This is a genomic window from Micromonospora sp. CPCC 205546 (assembly GCF_036902715.1).
Taxonomy (GTDB): Bacteria; Actinomycetota; Actinomycetes; order Mycobacteriales; family Micromonosporaceae; genus Micromonospora.
On record NZ_JBAKHL010000038.1, the window covers coordinates 1 to 14,687 of the forward strand.

Consider the following 14,687-nt stretch of genomic DNA (forward strand, 5'->3'; position numbering starts at 1 on the left):
CCGGGGCCGCAGGAGCAGCGGCGCCGGCCCGCGCACGACGCGCCACGCGAGGCCGCGCCGGGGGCCGCGGCGCCGGAGCCGGCCGCCCAGGCGGCGCCCCGTCGCTGGTGGGCGGTGCGGGTGGCCGAGCTGACCGGCGGCCGGGAGGGCCCGCCGGAGCAGCCCGACGAGAAGGTGGACGACGCCCGGGAGCTGCTGCGCCGGGTCGTCGGCGGGGTCCGCGCCGGCGACCGTGACCGGCTGCACGGCGAGCTGCGGCGCGCGCACGCCGACGTCGGCCTCGGCCTGGCCGCCGTGGCCCCACCGCTGCTGCGCGACCTGGCCGGGGAGCTGCTCGGTCATCCGCCGCGCGCCGACGACCTCGCCCGGTTGCACCGCGAGCTGGACGGCCGGGTGCGGGACCTGCTGCCCGGCCTGCCGCCCGCGGTGCTGGACACCCTGCTGACCCGGATCTGCCGGATGCCCCCGCCGCGACGCGGCGAGGCGGAGCAGCCGCACGCCGCCGATCCGGCGGTCACCGCGGGGGTGCTCACCGGGGTGCTGCTGGACCGGCTGGGCCGGGACCTGCCCACCGACGACGAGCGGGCGCGCAACGCCGAGACCGCCCGGGATCGACGTGCCGCCGCCGAGCGGGACCGGCAGGCGGAGACCGCCCGCGACCGGGCCGACGACGCCGGGTGGCAGCGACGCGCCGCCGAGGCGAAGGGCCGGGTGGCCGCCGCGCGGGAACGGGTCGCGGCGGCGCGGGACCGGGCGGCGGCGGCCCACGACCAGGCGAGCGCGGCGCGGGAGAGGGCGGCGCGCCCCGGCCGCGCCGACGCGCCGGAGAAGGCGTACGACCCGCCGGGTCCGGCGTACGACAGCCCCGGCCCGAGCCACGACCGGTCGGGCCCGCCTCGGGAGCGTTCGGCGGGCGCCGACGGGCCGGCGGACCGACGGGGCGCCACAGCCGACGGGCCCGCCGCCGGGCGGCCCGGGTCGGCGGGGCGTGTCTGGTCGACTCCGCCCTCGGGCCGGTCCGCGTCGGGCGGCACCGCTCAGCCGCGCGGGCGGGGCGTCGATGGCTGACCGGCGCAGCCAGCTGGTCGTCCGGGTCCGGGGCATGCTGGGCGAGGCCCTCGGCGCGACCCGGACCCGGTTGTCGACCGCGCAGGCGGAGCTGACCACGGCCCGGGAGCGGCTGGCGAAGGTCCGCCGCGCCGCGGCGGTCGTGCCGGAGCGGGTGAGCGCGCAGCGCGACCGCCGGCTGGCCGAGATCGACGACCGGCACGCCGAGCGGATCGCGGAGCTGGCCCGGCGCGCGGCGGACGCGGCGCAGCGGGAGGCCCCCGGGGCGGCCTCCGCGGACTGGTCCCGGTGGCGGCCCACCCCGACCCGCCGCGCCGAACCGCCGGGCGCGCTGCGCATCGGCACGGTACGCATCCCCGGCGCCGAACCGGTGCCGGCCCTGGTGCCGCTGCTCGACGCCGGCCACGTCGAGCTGACCGGGGACGACCGGGAGGGCTGCGAGGCGGTGGTGTCGGCGTTGCTGCTGCGCGGCGTCGGGCGGGCCGATCCGGGCGCCGTCCGGCTGGTCGGCTACGACCCCGAGCACCTGGGCGGCGGCCTGGCCGGGTTCGCCCCGCTCGGCACGGCCGGGCTGCTCACCTTCGTCGGCCCGGGCGGGCTGGCCCGCCTGCTCGACGACCTGGTCGAGCAGATCCGCCGGATCAACGAGACGGTGCTGGCCGGGGAGTACGGCTCGCTGCGCGAGCTGGCCGCCGCCACCGGTCGCCGGCCCGAGCCGTGGCGGGTGGCGGTGCTGCTGGGCGGCGACGAGTTGTCCCGGCACGAGCGCGGCCAGCTCGACCGGGTGGTCCGCACCGGGGCGGCCTGCGGCGTGCACCTGGTGGTCCGGGGCGTGTCGCTGCCCGAGGATCCCACCGTGACGCGGGTGGGCGCGCACACCGACGGCGCCCGGATCGGCGGGCCGGGCGGCCTGCCCGTACGCCTCGACCCGCCGCCCCCACCGGTCCTGGTGACCGAGACCTGCCGGGAGGTGGCGGCGCGGGTCAACGCCGGGCCCGCCCCGACCCCGTTCACCGACCTGCTGCCGCCGGTGGAGCAGATGTGGCGGGAGGATTCCGCCACCGGGCTCACCGCCCCGATCGGCGAGGGCCCGCACGGCCGGCCGGTGCTGCTCACCCTGGGCGACTATCCGCCGCACGCCCTGATCGGCGGCCCGTCCGGCACCGGCAAGACGAACCTGATCTTCGCCTGGATCGGCGCGCTGGCCGCCCGCTACTCCCCCGCCGAGCTGGAGTTCTACCTGCTGGACTTCAAGGAGGGCGTGTCCTTCGCCCGGTTCGCCAAGGGCCGGCGCGACCCGAGCTGGCTGCCGCACATGCGCCTCGTCGGGATCAACGTCAACACCGACCGCGAGTTCGGCCTGGCGCTGCTGCGCTTCCTCGCCGAGGAGCTGCGCCGGCGCGCCGACGCCGCGAAGAAGCACGAGGTCACCAAGCTCGCCGAGCTGCGCGCGGTCGACCCGACGGGGCACTGGCCGCGGATCGTCGCGGTGGTCGACGAGTTCCAGATGCTGCTGGCCGGGCGGGACGTGGTCGCCCGCGAGGCCGCCGACCTGCTGGAGGACCTGGCCCGGCGCGGCCGGTCCCAGGGCATCCATCTGGTGCTCGCCTCGCAGGACGTCCGCGGCATCGAGGCGTTGTGGGGCCGCCCGGCCCTGGTCGCGCAGTTCACGTTGCGCATCGCGCTGCCGAAGGCCCTGCGCATCCTCGCCGAGCGCAACGACGCCGCCCAGTCCCTGCCGCGCCACCACGCGGTCGTCAACGCGGAGTCGGGCATGGCCGAGGGCAACCAGGTGGCCCGGATCCCGTCGGCCAGCGACTGGGAGACGTGGAGCGAGTTGCAGCACCGGCTGTGGCGGATGCGCCCGCAGGACGCCGCACCGGCCCGGCTCTTCGACGGTGACGCGATCCCCCGGCTCGCCGACGCGCCGGACTTCCGGGCGCTGACCGCGCCGGAGACGGGGCACCCGCGTACGCCGGTGGCGCTGCTCGGCGAGATCATCGACGTGCAGGCGCGCTCGGCGGCGCTGCGGCTGCCCCGGGCGCCCGGGCGCAACCTGGCGGTGCTCGGCACCCGGGTGGACGAGGCCTGCGCGGTGCTCGACGCGGCGGCCCGCTCCCTGGCCCGCCAGCACCGCCCCGGCACGGCGCGGTTCTCGATCGCCTGCCTCGACCCGGACGCCGACCCGGCCGCCCGGTCCCTCTACGAGGACCTCGCCGACGACGCCGCCTGGTACGACGAGGAGACCGTCGGCGAGCTGATGCTCGAGGCCGCCGAGGGGCTCGGCGCGCCGGGCACCCCGCACTACCTGCTGCTGTTCGCCGTCGACGCGGCGGCCGGGGCGTTGGCGGCGCGGATCGGCCGGCGCACCGGGCTGGAGGAGCTGCGCCGGATCCTGCACGACGGACCGGAGCGGCGCACCCACGTGCTGGCCTGGTGGCGGGGTGTCGCCCGGATGCGGGCCGACCTGGGCGGGCCGGCCGCCCGGACGGACCAGATCGGCGCCTGGGTGGCGCTGGACGCGCACGGCGGCGAGCTGGGCTCGTCGCTGTATCCGGGCACCGGCGGCCCGGACTGGTATCCCCGCCCCTGGCGGGGGCTGTTCTTCGACCGGGCGGTGCACCGCACCGGTCAGGTGATCATCCCGTACGGACCGGCGCGATGAACGAACCGGTGACCAGTGGGTCGTACGCGGCCCAGATCCGTCGGCTGGCCGAGCTGAGCGCGCGGCTGCGCGCCCAGCGGGCCGAGGCGCACACCTGGCACGCCCAGCAGTGCGCGGCGGCCGAGCGCGCGGTGGCCGAGGCGGAGGCCGAGCTGCGGCGCGCGGAGCGGGAGCTGGTGGACGCCCGGGAGGAGCAGGAACGGGTGGACGCCGAGGTCGCCGACCTGTGGCAGGCGCTGCGCGGTCGCCTCGGTGGCTCGGGCCGCCGCGCAGGCGGCCCCCCGGCGCCGGTGCCGGGTGCCTCGGGTGATCCGGCGCCGCTGCTGGCCGGGGTGCGGGACCTGCTCAACCGCACCCGTCAGCCGGGTGACCTGCCGGGCTCGGTGAACCCGCTGCTGGCGTTGTGCGGGGTGGCCGGCGCGGTGCTCGCGTACGCCCTCGGCGGCGCGGCCCGGGCGGCCGGCGACCGGTACGGCGGCGAGCTGGCCGTCGGGCTGCCGGTGCTGGCCCTGGTGGTGACGCTGCTGGGCCCGCTGGTCGGCCTCGTGCCCGCGAAGGTCCTCGCCGACCGCCGGCACGCCGTGCTCGGCCCGCGACCGATGACCGTCGTGCTCGTCGCCGGGCTCGTCACCACCGTCGCGCTGCTGCTCGCCGGCCGCTGACCCGTGCCGCGCCGGGGGCGCCGGCATCCCCGCCGTCGCGCCCGCCGCGCGCACGAGGCATCCCCGCCGCTCAGGCGGGGACCAGCACCGCCTCGCGCAGCAGGCGGCGGGCCAGGGTGAGCCGGTCGGCGTCGTCGTCGAGGCCCGGCAGGTCGCCGACCCGGACGGCCTCGGCGCCGAGCAGGGCGTGCACGGCCGGCGCGCACGACGCCGGCAGGGTGATCGTGCGGTCGAACAGCACCAGCGCGACCTGGTCGCCGCGTGGGGTGAGCCGCCAGCGCAGGCCCGGTCGCGGGGCCAGCCGGGTGTCGACGTCGAGTGCCGCCAGCGCGGCGGCCTGGGCCAGGGGCCGGATGGGCGCGGGCCGGGCGGCGGGCCAGGCGCGCTGCCGCAGCCGGGCGGCGACGGCCGCCGGGTCGGCCCGCAGCAGCCAGTCCCGCAGCGCCTCCACCGTCTCGGTCAGCTCCGGCTCGATGGCGTCCGGGTCGGCCACATCGGTGCCGAACGGCAGCGTGGCGCGCAGCCGCTGGTCCTCGGCGGCGAGGGCGAGCAGCTCCTCGACCATGGCGTAGCGGGTCAGCGCCCGGACGCCGACGGTCAGGTGCAGCGAGCTGGACTCCTGGGCCTGGGCGCTGTGCAGCCAGCCGCGGGGCAGGTAGAGCGCGTCACCGGGGGCGAGCACCACGTCCAGCGCGGCGGGCCCGTCGGCGGTGGCGGCGACCTCGTCGGCCCGGCCGCCCCACGGCTGCTTCTCCAGCGGGTCGGGCAGCACCGGCGGGTGGATCCGCCAGTGCTTGCGGCCGTCGACCTGCAGGACGAAGACGTCGTGGGTGTCGTAGTGGGTGGCGAAGCCCTGGCTGCCGGCCGGGGTCAGGTAGGCGTTGACCTGCAACGGCTGCCCGACGGCGGTGCCGAGCTCCCGGGTGAAGTCGGTCAGGGCCGGCCAGGTGCGGTGCAGGCCCTGCAGGACGAGGGTGGCGCCGCCGGCGTACAGCTCCAGCACCCGCTCGTCGAGGACCTGGTCGCCGATCTCGGCGCCGGCGCCACCGCCGCCGGTGAAGCGCGCCGCCGGCACGAGCTGGCCGTCCTTGGCGATCCGCAGGAAGGGCGTACGCAGGCCGCGGCGGCTGAGCAGCTCGTCGGCGTCGGCGGGGCTGAGCAGGTCGGTGAAGCCGGCCCGGTTGGGCAGTTCGTCGGCGCGGGAGAGCAGTGGCGTGCGTCCCCAGTGGGCGGCGGCGAACTTGGCCGGCTCGACCGACACGCAGCGGGCGAGCGCGGCGGCGGCCCCGGACGTCACCGCCGGGCGGCAGTCGCCGCCCGGCGGGTCGATGTCGGTCATGGCGATCCGTCAGGCGCTGCCGTCGGCGCCACCGTCGTGCTGGCCCGGAGTGGCACCGCCGTCGGCGGGGCCCTCCGCGCCACCGTCGGCGCCGCCGTCCTGCTGGCCCGGGGTCGCGCCGCCGTCGGCGGGGCCCTCCGCGCCCTGGTCGGCGCCCTGGTCCGCACCGCGCTCGGCGCCGCGGTCGGCACCGCCGTCGGCGCCACCGTCCTGCTGGCCCGGGGTCGCGCCGCCGTCGGCCGGGCCCTCGAGGCCGCCGCCGCTGGTGGTCTGCATGTCGTCGTCGTTGAGTGCCATCGGTGCTCCCTAGGGATGTGCCGCCCCGCCGTTACGCCGGGGTCCGTCGTGCAGCGGGTGGTACCCCACACGCGATCTTCTCTAACCACACCGTAGACGCCCGTTGCGGTTCACACCGGCGGTTCGTCGTGCCCGGTGCGAGCCACCGGGAGGTCAGGCGCGCCGCCGCGCGGCGCGACGGCACCGACGGTGACAGGATGGGTTTCGAGCAGGAGGTGACGATGACCGAGGCGACCGCTCCGCCCCCGCTGGAACCGGTGGACGAGCAGTGGCAGCGCGCGCTGGCGATCGTGGCGCACCCCGACGACATGGAGTTCGGCGCCGCCGCCGCGGTCGCCCGCTGGACGGCGCAGGGCAAGCAGGTCGGCTACTGCCTCGTCACCAGCGGCGAGGCCGGCATCGACGCCATGCCGCCCCCGCAGGCCCGGCAGGTGCGGGAGCGGGAGCAACGCGAGTCCGCCGCCCTCGTCGGGGTGGAGACCGTGGAGTTCCTCGGCCTTGCCGACGGCGTCCTGGAGTACGGCGTGCCGCTGCGCCGCGCCCTGGCCGAGGTCGTCCGCCGGCACCGCCCCGAGATCGTCGTCACCAACAACTTCCGGGACACCTGGGACGGCGCCTACACGCTGAACCAGGCCGACCACATCGCCACCGGCCGGGCGGTGCTGGACGCCGTGCGCGACGCGGGCAACCGGTGGGTGTTCCCGGAGCAGCTCGTCGGCGGGGTCGAGCCGTGGAACGGGGTGCGTCAGGTCTGGGCCGCCTCCTCACCCCTGGCCGCGCACGGGGTGGACGTCACCGACACCTTCGCGCGGGGCGTGGCCTCGCTGCGGGCGCACGACGCGTACCTGGCCGGGCTGGGCGACGGCAGCTTCGACGCCGAGGAGTTCCTCGAAGGACTGAGCCGCCCCGTCGGCGCCCGGCTGGGCGTACGCCACGGCGCCGCCTTCGAGGTCTTCCACTTCGACCTCTGGTAGGAACGGCGGATGATCCTGCTCGGCACCTCGGGATGGCAGTACCGCGACTGGCGGGGCCGCTTCTACCCGGCCGGGCTGCCGCAACGGCTCTGGCTGGAGCACTTCGCCGGGCAGTTCGCGACGGTGGAGGTCAACAACGCCTTCTACCGGCTGCCCGAGCGCGACACCTTCGCCGCCTGGCGGGCCCGTACGCCGGACGACTTCTGCGTGGCGGTGAAGATGAGCCGCTACCTGACCCACGTCAAGCGGCTGCGCGACCCGGCCGAGCCGGTGGCCCGCTTCCTGGGCCGCGCCACCGCGCTCGGCGACCGCCTCGGCCCCGTGCTGGTGCAGCTGCCACCCAACCTGCCCGCCGACCCGGCGGCGCTGGACGCCACCCTGCGGCTCTTCCCCGCCGACGTGCGGGTCGCGGTCGAGCCCCGGCACCCGTCCTGGTGGACCGACGCCACCCGCGCCGTGCTGGAGCGCCGCGGCGCGGCGCTGGTGTGGGCCGACCGGCGGGGCCGACCCGTCGCGCCCCGGTGGCGCACCGCCGACTTCGGCTACCTGCGCCTGCACGAGGGGCGGGCCGCCCCCTGGCCCCGCTACGGCCGCACCTCCCTGGCCTCCTGGGTGCGCCGGCTGGCCGACGCCTTCGGCGACGACGAGCCCGCGTACGTCTACTTCAACAACGATCCCGGCGGCGCCGCCATCGTCGACGCGACCGCCTTCGCGGCGCTCGCCCGTCGGGCCGGCCGGTCGGTCGGTCGGACTCCCGGCCCGCCACCGGCCCCCGACGACCGTCGCGACGTGCCGCCGGGCGGCACCGCCCCGGACGACACGCGGCCCGCCCCACCCGAGGTGCGACGGGCCGTCGTGCGTGGGCGCCCGGTCAGGGAATGATGTTCGCCAGGTCCCGGGGCATGGTGGCCTTCACGTCGTCCCACTCGCCCTGGGTCACGTGCCGGCGCAGGGTGTCCAGGACCACCTGCACCACGCGCTCCGGGCCGCCCTGCACGTCGTACGGGAAGCCCTGGCGGACCTCCAGCAGGAAGTCGTCCCGGTTGAGCTTGATCGGCACGTCGGACGGCTTCCAGCCGTCGAAGTAGATCCCACGCACCAGCACCGGCAACTGCGCGGCGAACTCCACGCTCTCCTGCACCGGCATCCGGTCGCGCAGCAGGTGCAGCACGGTGCGCAGCGCGCAGTAGGACTGGTTGCGTTGCTGCTTGGGCCAGCCGTAGGCCTGCTCGATGTCCTTGAGGATCAGGTTGGTCTTGTCCATCGAGGACTCGAACGCGGAATGCAGCTGCTCAGCCATCTGTCCACCCCCGTACGTCGGTCTCTGACCGTCGGTCGTCGTCACGTCGCGGCGGCCCCACCGGGCCACGCGGCTGCCGGGTCGGGCCGACCCGCGCGGGGCGCGGCGCCCACCGGGAGTCGGCGCACGAGCCGACGACGTGCAGCACGGCGCCGGGCCGTCGGCCCGCAACCACCCGAACCGTCATCTTCAGCCACCTCCGTGGTGTCGCGTGCCACGGCCACGGTCGACCGCACGCACCGTCCATGCTGCGCGGCGACGGGGTGAGCGGCCCTCACCCGGACGGGATGAACGCGCGGTGCCGCCTGTGCGCGCGGGCGCGGCCCCTCCTCAGTCGGCGTCGAGCAGCCCGGCGAGGGTGGCGGCGTTGGTCTGCGCGAAGTCGCGGTAGCAGTTGTTCATGAGCACGTGGGTCTCGGCGGTGGACGCGGCCAGCTCACGCAGCTTCGGCGCCCAGTCGCGCAGCTCCTTCTCGGAGTAGCGGTAGCCGAACTTCTCGTGGATGTCCCGGCTGGTCCACTTGTCGCTGTGCCCGTGGAAGCGGACCACCGCGAGGTCCGCGGTGGCGGCCAGCACCGGGGGCACCGACGAGCGGTGCCCCTGCGGCATGTCCACGCAGACGTACGCCAGCCGGTGCTCGCGCAGGAAGGCGAGGGTCTCCCCGGCGTTGTCGCCGTCGAACCAGGAGGCGTGGCGGAACTCGTAGACGGGACGCAGCGGGGCGCAGCGCTTCGCCACCTCCAGCAGGTACTGCTTGTTGTCCCGCTTGATGGTGAACCAGGGCGGGAACTGGAACAGCAGCGCGCCGAGCCGCCCCGCCTCCACCAGCGGGTCCAGCGCGGAGAGGAACCGCGTCCAGACCTCCTCGTACGCCTGCGGCGGCAGGTCGTCCGGATACAGGTTCTTCTTGTCCGTGTCCGGTCGGAGGTCCTTGTAGAGCGCGCCCGGCCGGGTCGGGTGCCCGGTGAGCAGGCTGAACGCCTTGACGTTGAAGGTGAAGCCGGCCGGGGTGCGCTCCGCCCACAACCTCGCCGTCCGTTCCGCGGGCGGCGAGTAGTAGGTGGCGTCCACCTCGACCAGCGGGAACCGGCGGGCGTAGTACGCCAGCCGCTTCTGCGGGGTGTCGGCCGTCTGCGGGTACCAGCCGGAGTCCAGCAGCGTCCGGTCGGTCCAGGAGGCGGTGCCGACCTTGATCTCACCCATCGGTCGGCCTCACCGCGTTCTGGTCCGACCGGCAGCCGCTGGCACGGGTCAGGCCGCCCGGCGCTCCCGGTTCTGCTTGCACTGCACGCAGGTGGTGGCGGAGGGGAAGATCTCCAGCCGCTCGACGGGGATGGCCGAGGTGCAGCCCTCGCAGAAGCCGTAGGTGCCCTCCTCCAGCCGGGTCAGCGCGTGCTCGTACTGGGCGCGGCGGTCGAGGATGGTCCGCAGCAGGGACTGCGCGGTGTCCCGCTCCGCCGTCTTGGTGCCGCTGTCGGCCTGGTCGTCGCCGGCGGTGTCGCCGACCTCCACCAGCCGCAGCACCTGGCTCTGCAGCACCGCCTGCTCGTACTCCGCGGACAGCTCGTCGTAGCGGGCCTGCAGGGAGCGCCGGATCTGGTCGATCTCCGTCTGGGACCGGCCCGTACCGATCGTGTCGTGGACGAGCATCGCTGCCTGCCTTTCTGGCCTGAAAATCCGCCGGGGCACCGGTACGTGCGCCCAGCCCCGTGGTGGTCTGTGCGCGGGCGGATCACCCGCGCTCTGTGAGCCGGGCGAATACCCCGGCGGGCCGACGCTCAAACCGACGATTTTTCGCCGCGTCCCGGCATCAGGGCGACACCGGGGACTCCACCAGGGCCGGGTGCCGGGGATCGTCGGCGCGGACCACGACGTCCGCGAAGGAGGCCGGGGCGACCTCGTCGGCGTACCGGGCGAAGGCGGGCAGCGTCCACCGCTGCGACGGGTCGGTGCGCCGGACCAGGGCCGCGGGGGAGAGCGCCAGGTGGACGGTGACGTCGAAGGGCAGGCCCCCGCCGAGCAGCAGCGAACCGCTGACCAGCAGGACGCCCCCGGGCGGCAGGTCGACGTACGCGGCGCGGCTGGCCCGGTCGGCGGTGGCGTCCCACAGCGACGGCAGCACCCGCCCCGAGCCGCCGGGCCCGGCCGGGTCGAGCGCCTCCCGGCGCAGCCCCGGCTCGTCGACCCAGCCCTCGTAGAACGCGTCGGGGTTGGTCCGGCCGAACTCGAGGCGCACCGAGGCGGGGCGGAGGAAGTCGACGGCGCGTACGTGCAGGGCGGGCCGGCCGAGCGCGCGCAGCGGGTCGACCAGCGCGGCGGCGAGTTCGTCCGGGCCGGCCGCCGGGGCGCCGTCCACGGCCACCCGCAGCCGGCCGGGGACGTCGGCGCCGGCGAGGCGCGCGGCCAGTTCGGCGACGAGCAGCTGCGGGGAGATGGGTCGGATGCGCATCCGACCATGGTGCCCCGCCGCCCGCCACGGACGGGCCCGCGCGGGCAGGGCACCGGGTGCACTGGGCGCCCGTGACCCCCGGGTGCCGCGGCCGCGCACGCTCGGCCGTCAGCCGCTGCGGTCGATGGTGACGTGGGCGTCGTCGGCGAGCCGGTAGCCGACGCCGTAGACGGTGGTGACCAGCGGGACGTCGACGCCGACCTTGCCGCGCAGCCGGCGCACGTGCACGTCCACGGTGCGCACACCGGCGTGCTCGTAGCCCCAGACCGCGTTGAGCAGCTGCAACCGGGTGAACACCCGGCGGGGGTGGACGACGAGGTGCAGCAGCAGGTCGAACTCCAGCCGGGTCAGCGGCAACGGCTCGCCGTCGCGCAGCACCGAGCGGGACGAGGCGAGGATGTGCAGGGTGGGGATGGTGGCGGCGACCGGGCGCGACGGCGAGCGCCCGGCGGGCACCGGGTCGGGGCGGCGGTCGACGGTCGCGGTGATGACGGTGCCCTCGCCGCGTTCCAGCATCTCCCGGGCGGCCTCCAGCAGCCGCCGCGCGGGCGGGGTCAGCGACTCCTCGGATGCCAGCGGGATGTTCAGGGTCACCGTGAGCATCGGTGCGACGGTGTTGGCGGGGCGCCGCTGGCCCCCCGGGGGACGACCGGGAACAGCGGGCTGGGACGTATGCCATCCGGCGCGCGACGAGGCGGGGCTGACCGACATGGTCCTCCTTGGCTGATCCGGGTATCTCCCCGCGGCCCGGGACGCCGCTCCATCGATGCTTCCCGGCGCCCGAGCGAGGGTCAAGGGGCGGCTGCGTTGCATGAATGTGACAATTGACGAACGCATCGGAGCCGAATGCTCGCTCTGCGTACGAAGCCTGATGATTACAGCAGAGCCGTCGAGTTGCCCGGTTAGTGGGGTGCCCGCCCGGTTCGCGGTGCTCGGCGCGGGTGGGCGTCCCGGTGGGTGAACGCGGATCACGCTCGTGCGGCGCGGCGGCACGGGCTGCCGACCGGGCGGCGCGCGGCGTACCGGGGACGGGACGGTCCGATCCCCGACGCGGCGGCGCGGCGCGCCCGGGTCCGGGCACGCCGCGCGGGTGGCGCCGTCAGCGGATGCGCTCGATCTCGACGCGGGCCTCGTCACGATGCGGGTCAGCGGGACCACGCGGGCGCCCTGGTGGACGACCCGCGGGCAGTTCCAGGGCCTGGGACGCCGCCGCGGCGCACGGGCGGTCAGCGGCGGACCGGCGGCGCCACCCGGTAGCCGGGAACCGACGGCCAGCGCACCGTCAGCACGACCGACTCGCGCTCGGCGTACCAGGAGTGGTCCACGCCCCGCCCCCACACCACGTAGTCGCCGGGCTCGCCCAGCACCACGGTCCGGTCCGGCAACTCGACCCGGAACCGGCCGCTGACCAGCACCAGCAGGGCAGTCCGTCGCTCACCCGTGGCCCACCGGGAACGGGCCTCCCCCGCCGGATGGACACCCCACTTCACCTCGACGTCGGCGCTGTGCCGGGCGTCGTGCGACGGCATGAAGTGGCCGAGCAGCCAGCCCGCGTTCGTCGCCCCGTCCACGCCCGCGTTGCCCACGTACACCCTGTCGTCCATCGACCCCTCCCCGGCCCGCCGGCCGAGCAACGTACCAGGCCGGCCTCCGACTAACCTGGACCGGTGAGTGAGGAACTCGACGCCGAGACGCTGGCGTTCGCGCACCGGATGTTCGACCTGGCGCGCGACGGCGTCACCGCCGAACTGGCCGACTACGTCGACGCGGGGCTGCCCGTCGACATGACCAACGACAAGGGCGACACCCTGCTGATCCTGGCGGCGTACCACGCCCGACCCGACACCGTCGCCGCCCTTCTCGCCCGCGGCGCCGACCACTCCCGCACCAACGACCGCGGCCAGACGGCGCTGGCCGCCGCCACCTTCCGCAGCAGCACCGAGGCCGTCCGGGCACTGCTCGCCGCCGGGGCCGACCCGCACCACGGCAGCCCGTCGGCGGTGGAGACCGCCCGCTTCTTCGACCTGCCCGACATGCTCGCGCTGCTGACCGCACCGACCGGCTGACCACGAGGCCGGCACCCGTCCGGGCCGACCGCCAGGCCGTCAGGGCCCCGTCGACCACCATTCCGGCGCCCTGAAGGGAGGGTCACGACACCCGGCACCCGACGCACCGGGCCGCACGGTTGCGACGCCCCGACGCACCAGGCCGCACGGTTGCGACGCGCGGACGGGCCGCGTCGACGCCCGACACGGGATCGCCCCCACCCACCGGCCGCGCCGCGCCGCGGATCCGACCGGCGCCCGGTATACAGGTCCGGTGGAGGATCCGCTGCCCGAACAGATGCGCACCGCCGCCACGGCGTTGCTCGCCGCGCTGGACGAACCCGCGCGCGCCCAGGCCGTCCACCGGTTCGACGACGATCCGGCCCGCCGTTGGCTGGAGTACCGGCCGCGACCCCGGCCCGGGGTCTGCCTGGCCGACCTCGACCGCGCCGGGCGCAAGGCCGCACACCGGCTGCTGGCCACCGCGCTGAGTCCACCGGCGTACGCGCAGGCGATGGCGATCGTCGCACTGGAGGAGGTGCTGGACCGGGCGGAGGGATGGCGTCGGGGCCGGCACAGCGGCGACTACTGGGTGGCCGTCTTCGGCGATCCGGCCCGCGACGACGCCTGGGCGTGGCGCCTGGAGGGCCACCACCTATCGGTCAGCATGACCGTGGTGGCCGACCAGGTCTCCCCCGCACCGATCTTCCTCGGCGCCAACCCGGCCACCGTCCGGTACGCCGGCCGCCCGGTGTCCCGGCCGCTCGCGGTGGAGGAGGACCTGGCCCGCGCCCTGCTCGACGCGATGGGCCCGGCCGGCCGGTCCGCCGCGATCGTCGCCGACGAGGCGCCCGGGGACATCATCAGCGCCACCCGCCCCCGGGTCGACGGGCCGCTGGAGCCGCTCGGGGTGCCCGCCGACCGGCTCGGGCCGACCGGGCGGGCCATGCTCGACCAGCTCGTGGCGCTCTACCTGGACCGACTCCCACCCGAGCTGGCGATCCGGGAGGCGCGCCGGCTGGACTCCGGGCGGCTGCACTTCGCCTGGGCGGGCCCGACCGAGCCCGGCCGGCGCCACTACTACCGGGTGCAGGGCGACGACCTGCTCATCGAGTACGACAACACCACCGACGACGGCAACCACGCGCACACCGTCCTGCGCCGCCCGGCCAGCGACTTCGGCGCGGACGTGCTCGCCGCCCACCACGCCGAATCCCACCACCCCACCCCCTGACTGCCCCACACCCGCCCCGCCCGCCGCTAACCGGCGAGGGGCGGGCGGTCAGGGGCGGGGGCGGGCCAGGTCGACGGTGGAGTCGGGGGCGCCGCTCAGGGCGTCGAAGGTGGTGGGCTCGGCCCGGCGGCCGGCGTCGAAGCGGCGCACCAGGCGGGCGCCCAGCGCGACGCCGACCGCGCCGACGCCCAGGGCCACCAGCTCGGTGAGCAGCAGCACGACGGAGGCGCCCCGCTGCGGCGATTCCGCGCGGACGAGGCAGGAGACCAGGAACAGCGCGGCCATCGCCACGTTCACCAGGTTGAAGGTGACCGCCGTGCGCCTGGTCCGGTCGACCGGCACGTCCCACAGGTCGATCATGCCGGCCACGGCGGTCAGCGCGGCGGCGACGAGGGCCGCCACGGCCGTCCAGTAGCCCACCTCGCCGAGGAAGGCCGGCCCGCCGAGCACGTCGGTCAGGTCGAACACGGTCGCGCTCACGAAGAGCCCGAACGGGAACGTCACCAGCATCGGTTGGATCGGGTGCCCGTGCACCCTCAGCCGGCTCTGCATGGTTCCTCCCCAGGTCGGCACGCGTCACCAGTCCAGGGTGCTACCCGCGTGCCGACACGCCGAAACGACACGCGGCCCGCCAGCCCCGCAGCTCCCGGCCGT

Annotated in this window: 15 protein-coding genes and 1 pseudogene; 7 read left to right on the plus strand and 9 right to left on the minus strand. The window is 76.4% G+C overall.

Annotated elements, in window-relative coordinates; translation table 11 throughout:
* The 3 genes and pseudogenes from V6U77_RS18395 to V6U77_RS18405 form a co-directional block, all read left to right on the plus strand.
* Window positions 1-833, plus strand: a pseudogene (locus V6U77_RS18395) (hypothetical protein); the annotation flags it as partial.
* 227 nt (window positions 834-1,060) lie between these two features.
* Window positions 1,061-3,733, plus strand: coding sequence for an FtsK/SpoIIIE domain-containing protein (locus tag V6U77_RS18400; protein ID WP_334607570.1), 2,673 nt, complete (start codon window positions 1,061-1,063; stop codon window positions 3,731-3,733).
* Window positions 3,730-4,395, plus strand: a complete 666-nt coding sequence (locus tag V6U77_RS18405) for a hypothetical protein (RefSeq protein WP_334607571.1) — start codon at window positions 3,730-3,732, stop codon at window positions 4,393-4,395. Before V6U77_RS18400 ends, V6U77_RS18405 begins: the two co-directional genes overlap by 4 nt.
* A gap of 70 nt (window positions 4,396-4,465) precedes the next feature.
* Here the strand turns inward: V6U77_RS18405 and V6U77_RS18410 are convergent, their stop codons facing one another.
* Entirely contained in the window at window positions 4,466-5,734 is a 1,269-nt protein-coding gene (locus V6U77_RS18410) for a cupin domain-containing protein (RefSeq protein ID WP_334607572.1), read from the minus strand.
* Between the two features lie 9 nt (window positions 5,735-5,743).
* Window positions 5,744-6,031 carry a hypothetical protein gene (locus V6U77_RS18415; RefSeq protein WP_334607573.1) on the minus strand — a complete coding sequence of 96 codons (288 nt, stop codon included), beginning with the start codon at window positions 6,029-6,031 and terminating at the stop codon, window positions 5,744-5,746.
* A 197-nt stretch (window positions 6,032-6,228) separates the two neighbouring features.
* Here V6U77_RS18415 and V6U77_RS18420 point away from each other — a divergent pair, with 197 nt between their 5' ends.
* Window positions 6,229-7,005 (plus strand): PIG-L deacetylase family protein, encoded by a 777-nt coding sequence (locus tag V6U77_RS18420; protein ID WP_334607574.1) that lies wholly within the window; start codon window positions 6,229-6,231, stop codon window positions 7,003-7,005.
* A 9-nt stretch (window positions 7,006-7,014) separates the two neighbouring features.
* Window positions 7,015-7,887, plus strand: coding sequence for a DUF72 domain-containing protein (locus V6U77_RS18425; RefSeq protein WP_334607575.1), 873 nt, complete (start codon window positions 7,015-7,017; stop codon window positions 7,885-7,887).
* Here V6U77_RS18425 and V6U77_RS18430 read toward each other — a convergent pair.
* The 6 genes from V6U77_RS18430 to V6U77_RS18455 all read right to left on the minus strand — a co-directional run bounded on the left by V6U77_RS18430 (window position 7,877) and on the right by V6U77_RS18455 (window position 12,358).
* Window positions 7,877-8,305 carry a DUF2267 domain-containing protein gene (locus tag V6U77_RS18430; protein WP_334607576.1) on the minus strand — a complete coding sequence of 143 codons (429 nt, stop codon included), beginning with the start codon at window positions 8,303-8,305 and terminating at the stop codon, window positions 7,877-7,879. The genes V6U77_RS18425 and V6U77_RS18430 overlap by 11 nt on opposite strands.
* 330 nt (window positions 8,306-8,635) lie before the next feature.
* Window positions 8,636-9,508, minus strand: a complete 873-nt coding sequence (locus tag V6U77_RS18435; RefSeq protein WP_334607577.1) for a DUF72 domain-containing protein — start codon at window positions 9,506-9,508, stop codon at window positions 8,636-8,638.
* 48 nt (window positions 9,509-9,556) lie between these two features.
* Window positions 9,557-9,955, minus strand: a complete 399-nt coding sequence (locus V6U77_RS18440) for a TraR/DksA family transcriptional regulator (RefSeq protein ID WP_334607578.1) — start codon at window positions 9,953-9,955, stop codon at window positions 9,557-9,559.
* A 160-nt stretch (window positions 9,956-10,115) separates the two neighbouring features.
* Window positions 10,116-10,754, minus strand: a complete 639-nt coding sequence (locus V6U77_RS18445) for a uridine kinase (protein WP_334607579.1) — start codon at window positions 10,752-10,754, stop codon at window positions 10,116-10,118.
* Between the two features lie 108 nt (window positions 10,755-10,862).
* Window positions 10,863-11,465 (minus strand): winged helix-turn-helix domain-containing protein, encoded by a 603-nt coding sequence (locus V6U77_RS18450; protein ID WP_334607580.1) that lies wholly within the window; start codon window positions 11,463-11,465, stop codon window positions 10,863-10,865.
* Window positions 11,466-11,980: 515 nt separating this feature from the next.
* Entirely contained in the window at window positions 11,981-12,358 is a 378-nt protein-coding gene (locus tag V6U77_RS18455; RefSeq protein WP_334607581.1) for a signal peptidase I, read from the minus strand.
* Window positions 12,359-12,466: 108 nt separating this feature from the next.
* On the opposite strand from V6U77_RS18455, the gene V6U77_RS18460 reads away from it, so the two are divergent.
* Together V6U77_RS18460 and V6U77_RS18465 are read left to right on the plus strand one after the other, a co-directional pair.
* Window positions 12,467-12,820 carry an ankyrin repeat domain-containing protein gene (locus V6U77_RS18460; RefSeq protein WP_442934457.1) on the plus strand — a complete coding sequence of 118 codons (354 nt, stop codon included), beginning with the start codon at window positions 12,467-12,469 and terminating at the stop codon, window positions 12,818-12,820.
* Between the two features lie 253 nt (window positions 12,821-13,073).
* Window positions 13,074-14,033: a DUF3500 domain-containing protein gene (locus V6U77_RS18465; RefSeq protein ID WP_334607583.1), complete on the plus strand. Its 960-nt coding sequence runs from the start codon at window positions 13,074-13,076 to the stop codon at window positions 14,031-14,033.
* Between the two features lie 48 nt (window positions 14,034-14,081).
* On the opposite strand, the gene V6U77_RS18470 is transcribed toward V6U77_RS18465, so the two are convergent.
* Complete coding sequence (locus tag V6U77_RS18470) at window positions 14,082-14,585, minus strand: DUF2231 domain-containing protein (RefSeq protein WP_334607584.1); 504 nt, start codon at window positions 14,583-14,585, stop codon at window positions 14,082-14,084.
* Window positions 14,586-14,687 lie beyond the last annotated feature (102 nt).

Coding starts and splice junctions, on each gene's coding strand:
- V6U77_RS18460 (WP_442934457.1), top strand. CDS start 12,467: ATGTTCGACCTGGCGCGCGACGGCGTCACCGCCGAACTGGCCGACTAC.
- V6U77_RS18425 (WP_334607575.1), top strand. CDS start 7,015: ATGATCCTGCTCGGCACCTCGGGATGGCAGTACCGCGACTGGCGGGGC.
- V6U77_RS18400 (WP_334607570.1), top strand. CDS start 1,061: ATGGCTGACCGGCGCAGCCAGCTGGTCGTCCGGGTCCGGGGCATGCTG.
- V6U77_RS18405 (WP_334607571.1), top strand. CDS start 3,730: ATGAACGAACCGGTGACCAGTGGGTCGTACGCGGCCCAGATCCGTCGG.
- V6U77_RS18430 (WP_334607576.1), bottom strand. CDS start 8,305: ATGGCTGAGCAGCTGCATTCCGCGTTCGAGTCCTCGATGGACAAGACC.
- V6U77_RS18440 (WP_334607578.1), bottom strand. CDS start 9,955: ATGCTCGTCCACGACACGATCGGTACGGGCCGGTCCCAGACGGAGATC.
- V6U77_RS18410 (WP_334607572.1), bottom strand. CDS start 5,734: ATGACCGACATCGACCCGCCGGGCGGCGACTGCCGCCCGGCGGTGACG.
- V6U77_RS18445 (WP_334607579.1), bottom strand. CDS start 10,754: ATGCGCATCCGACCCATCTCCCCGCAGCTGCTCGTCGCCGAACTGGCC.
- V6U77_RS18470 (WP_334607584.1), bottom strand. CDS start 14,585: ATGCAGAGCCGGCTGAGGGTGCACGGGCACCCGATCCAACCGATGCTG.
- V6U77_RS18435 (WP_334607577.1), bottom strand. CDS start 9,508: ATGGGTGAGATCAAGGTCGGCACCGCCTCCTGGACCGACCGGACGCTG.
- V6U77_RS18420 (WP_334607574.1), top strand. CDS start 6,229: ATGGGTTTCGAGCAGGAGGTGACGATGACCGAGGCGACCGCTCCGCCC.
- V6U77_RS18415 (WP_334607573.1), bottom strand. CDS start 6,031: ATGGCACTCAACGACGACGACATGCAGACCACCAGCGGCGGCGGCCTC.
- V6U77_RS18455 (WP_334607581.1), bottom strand. CDS start 12,358: ATGGACGACAGGGTGTACGTGGGCAACGCGGGCGTGGACGGGGCGACG.
- V6U77_RS18450 (WP_334607580.1), bottom strand. CDS start 11,465: ATGTCGGTCAGCCCCGCCTCGTCGCGCGCCGGATGGCATACGTCCCAG.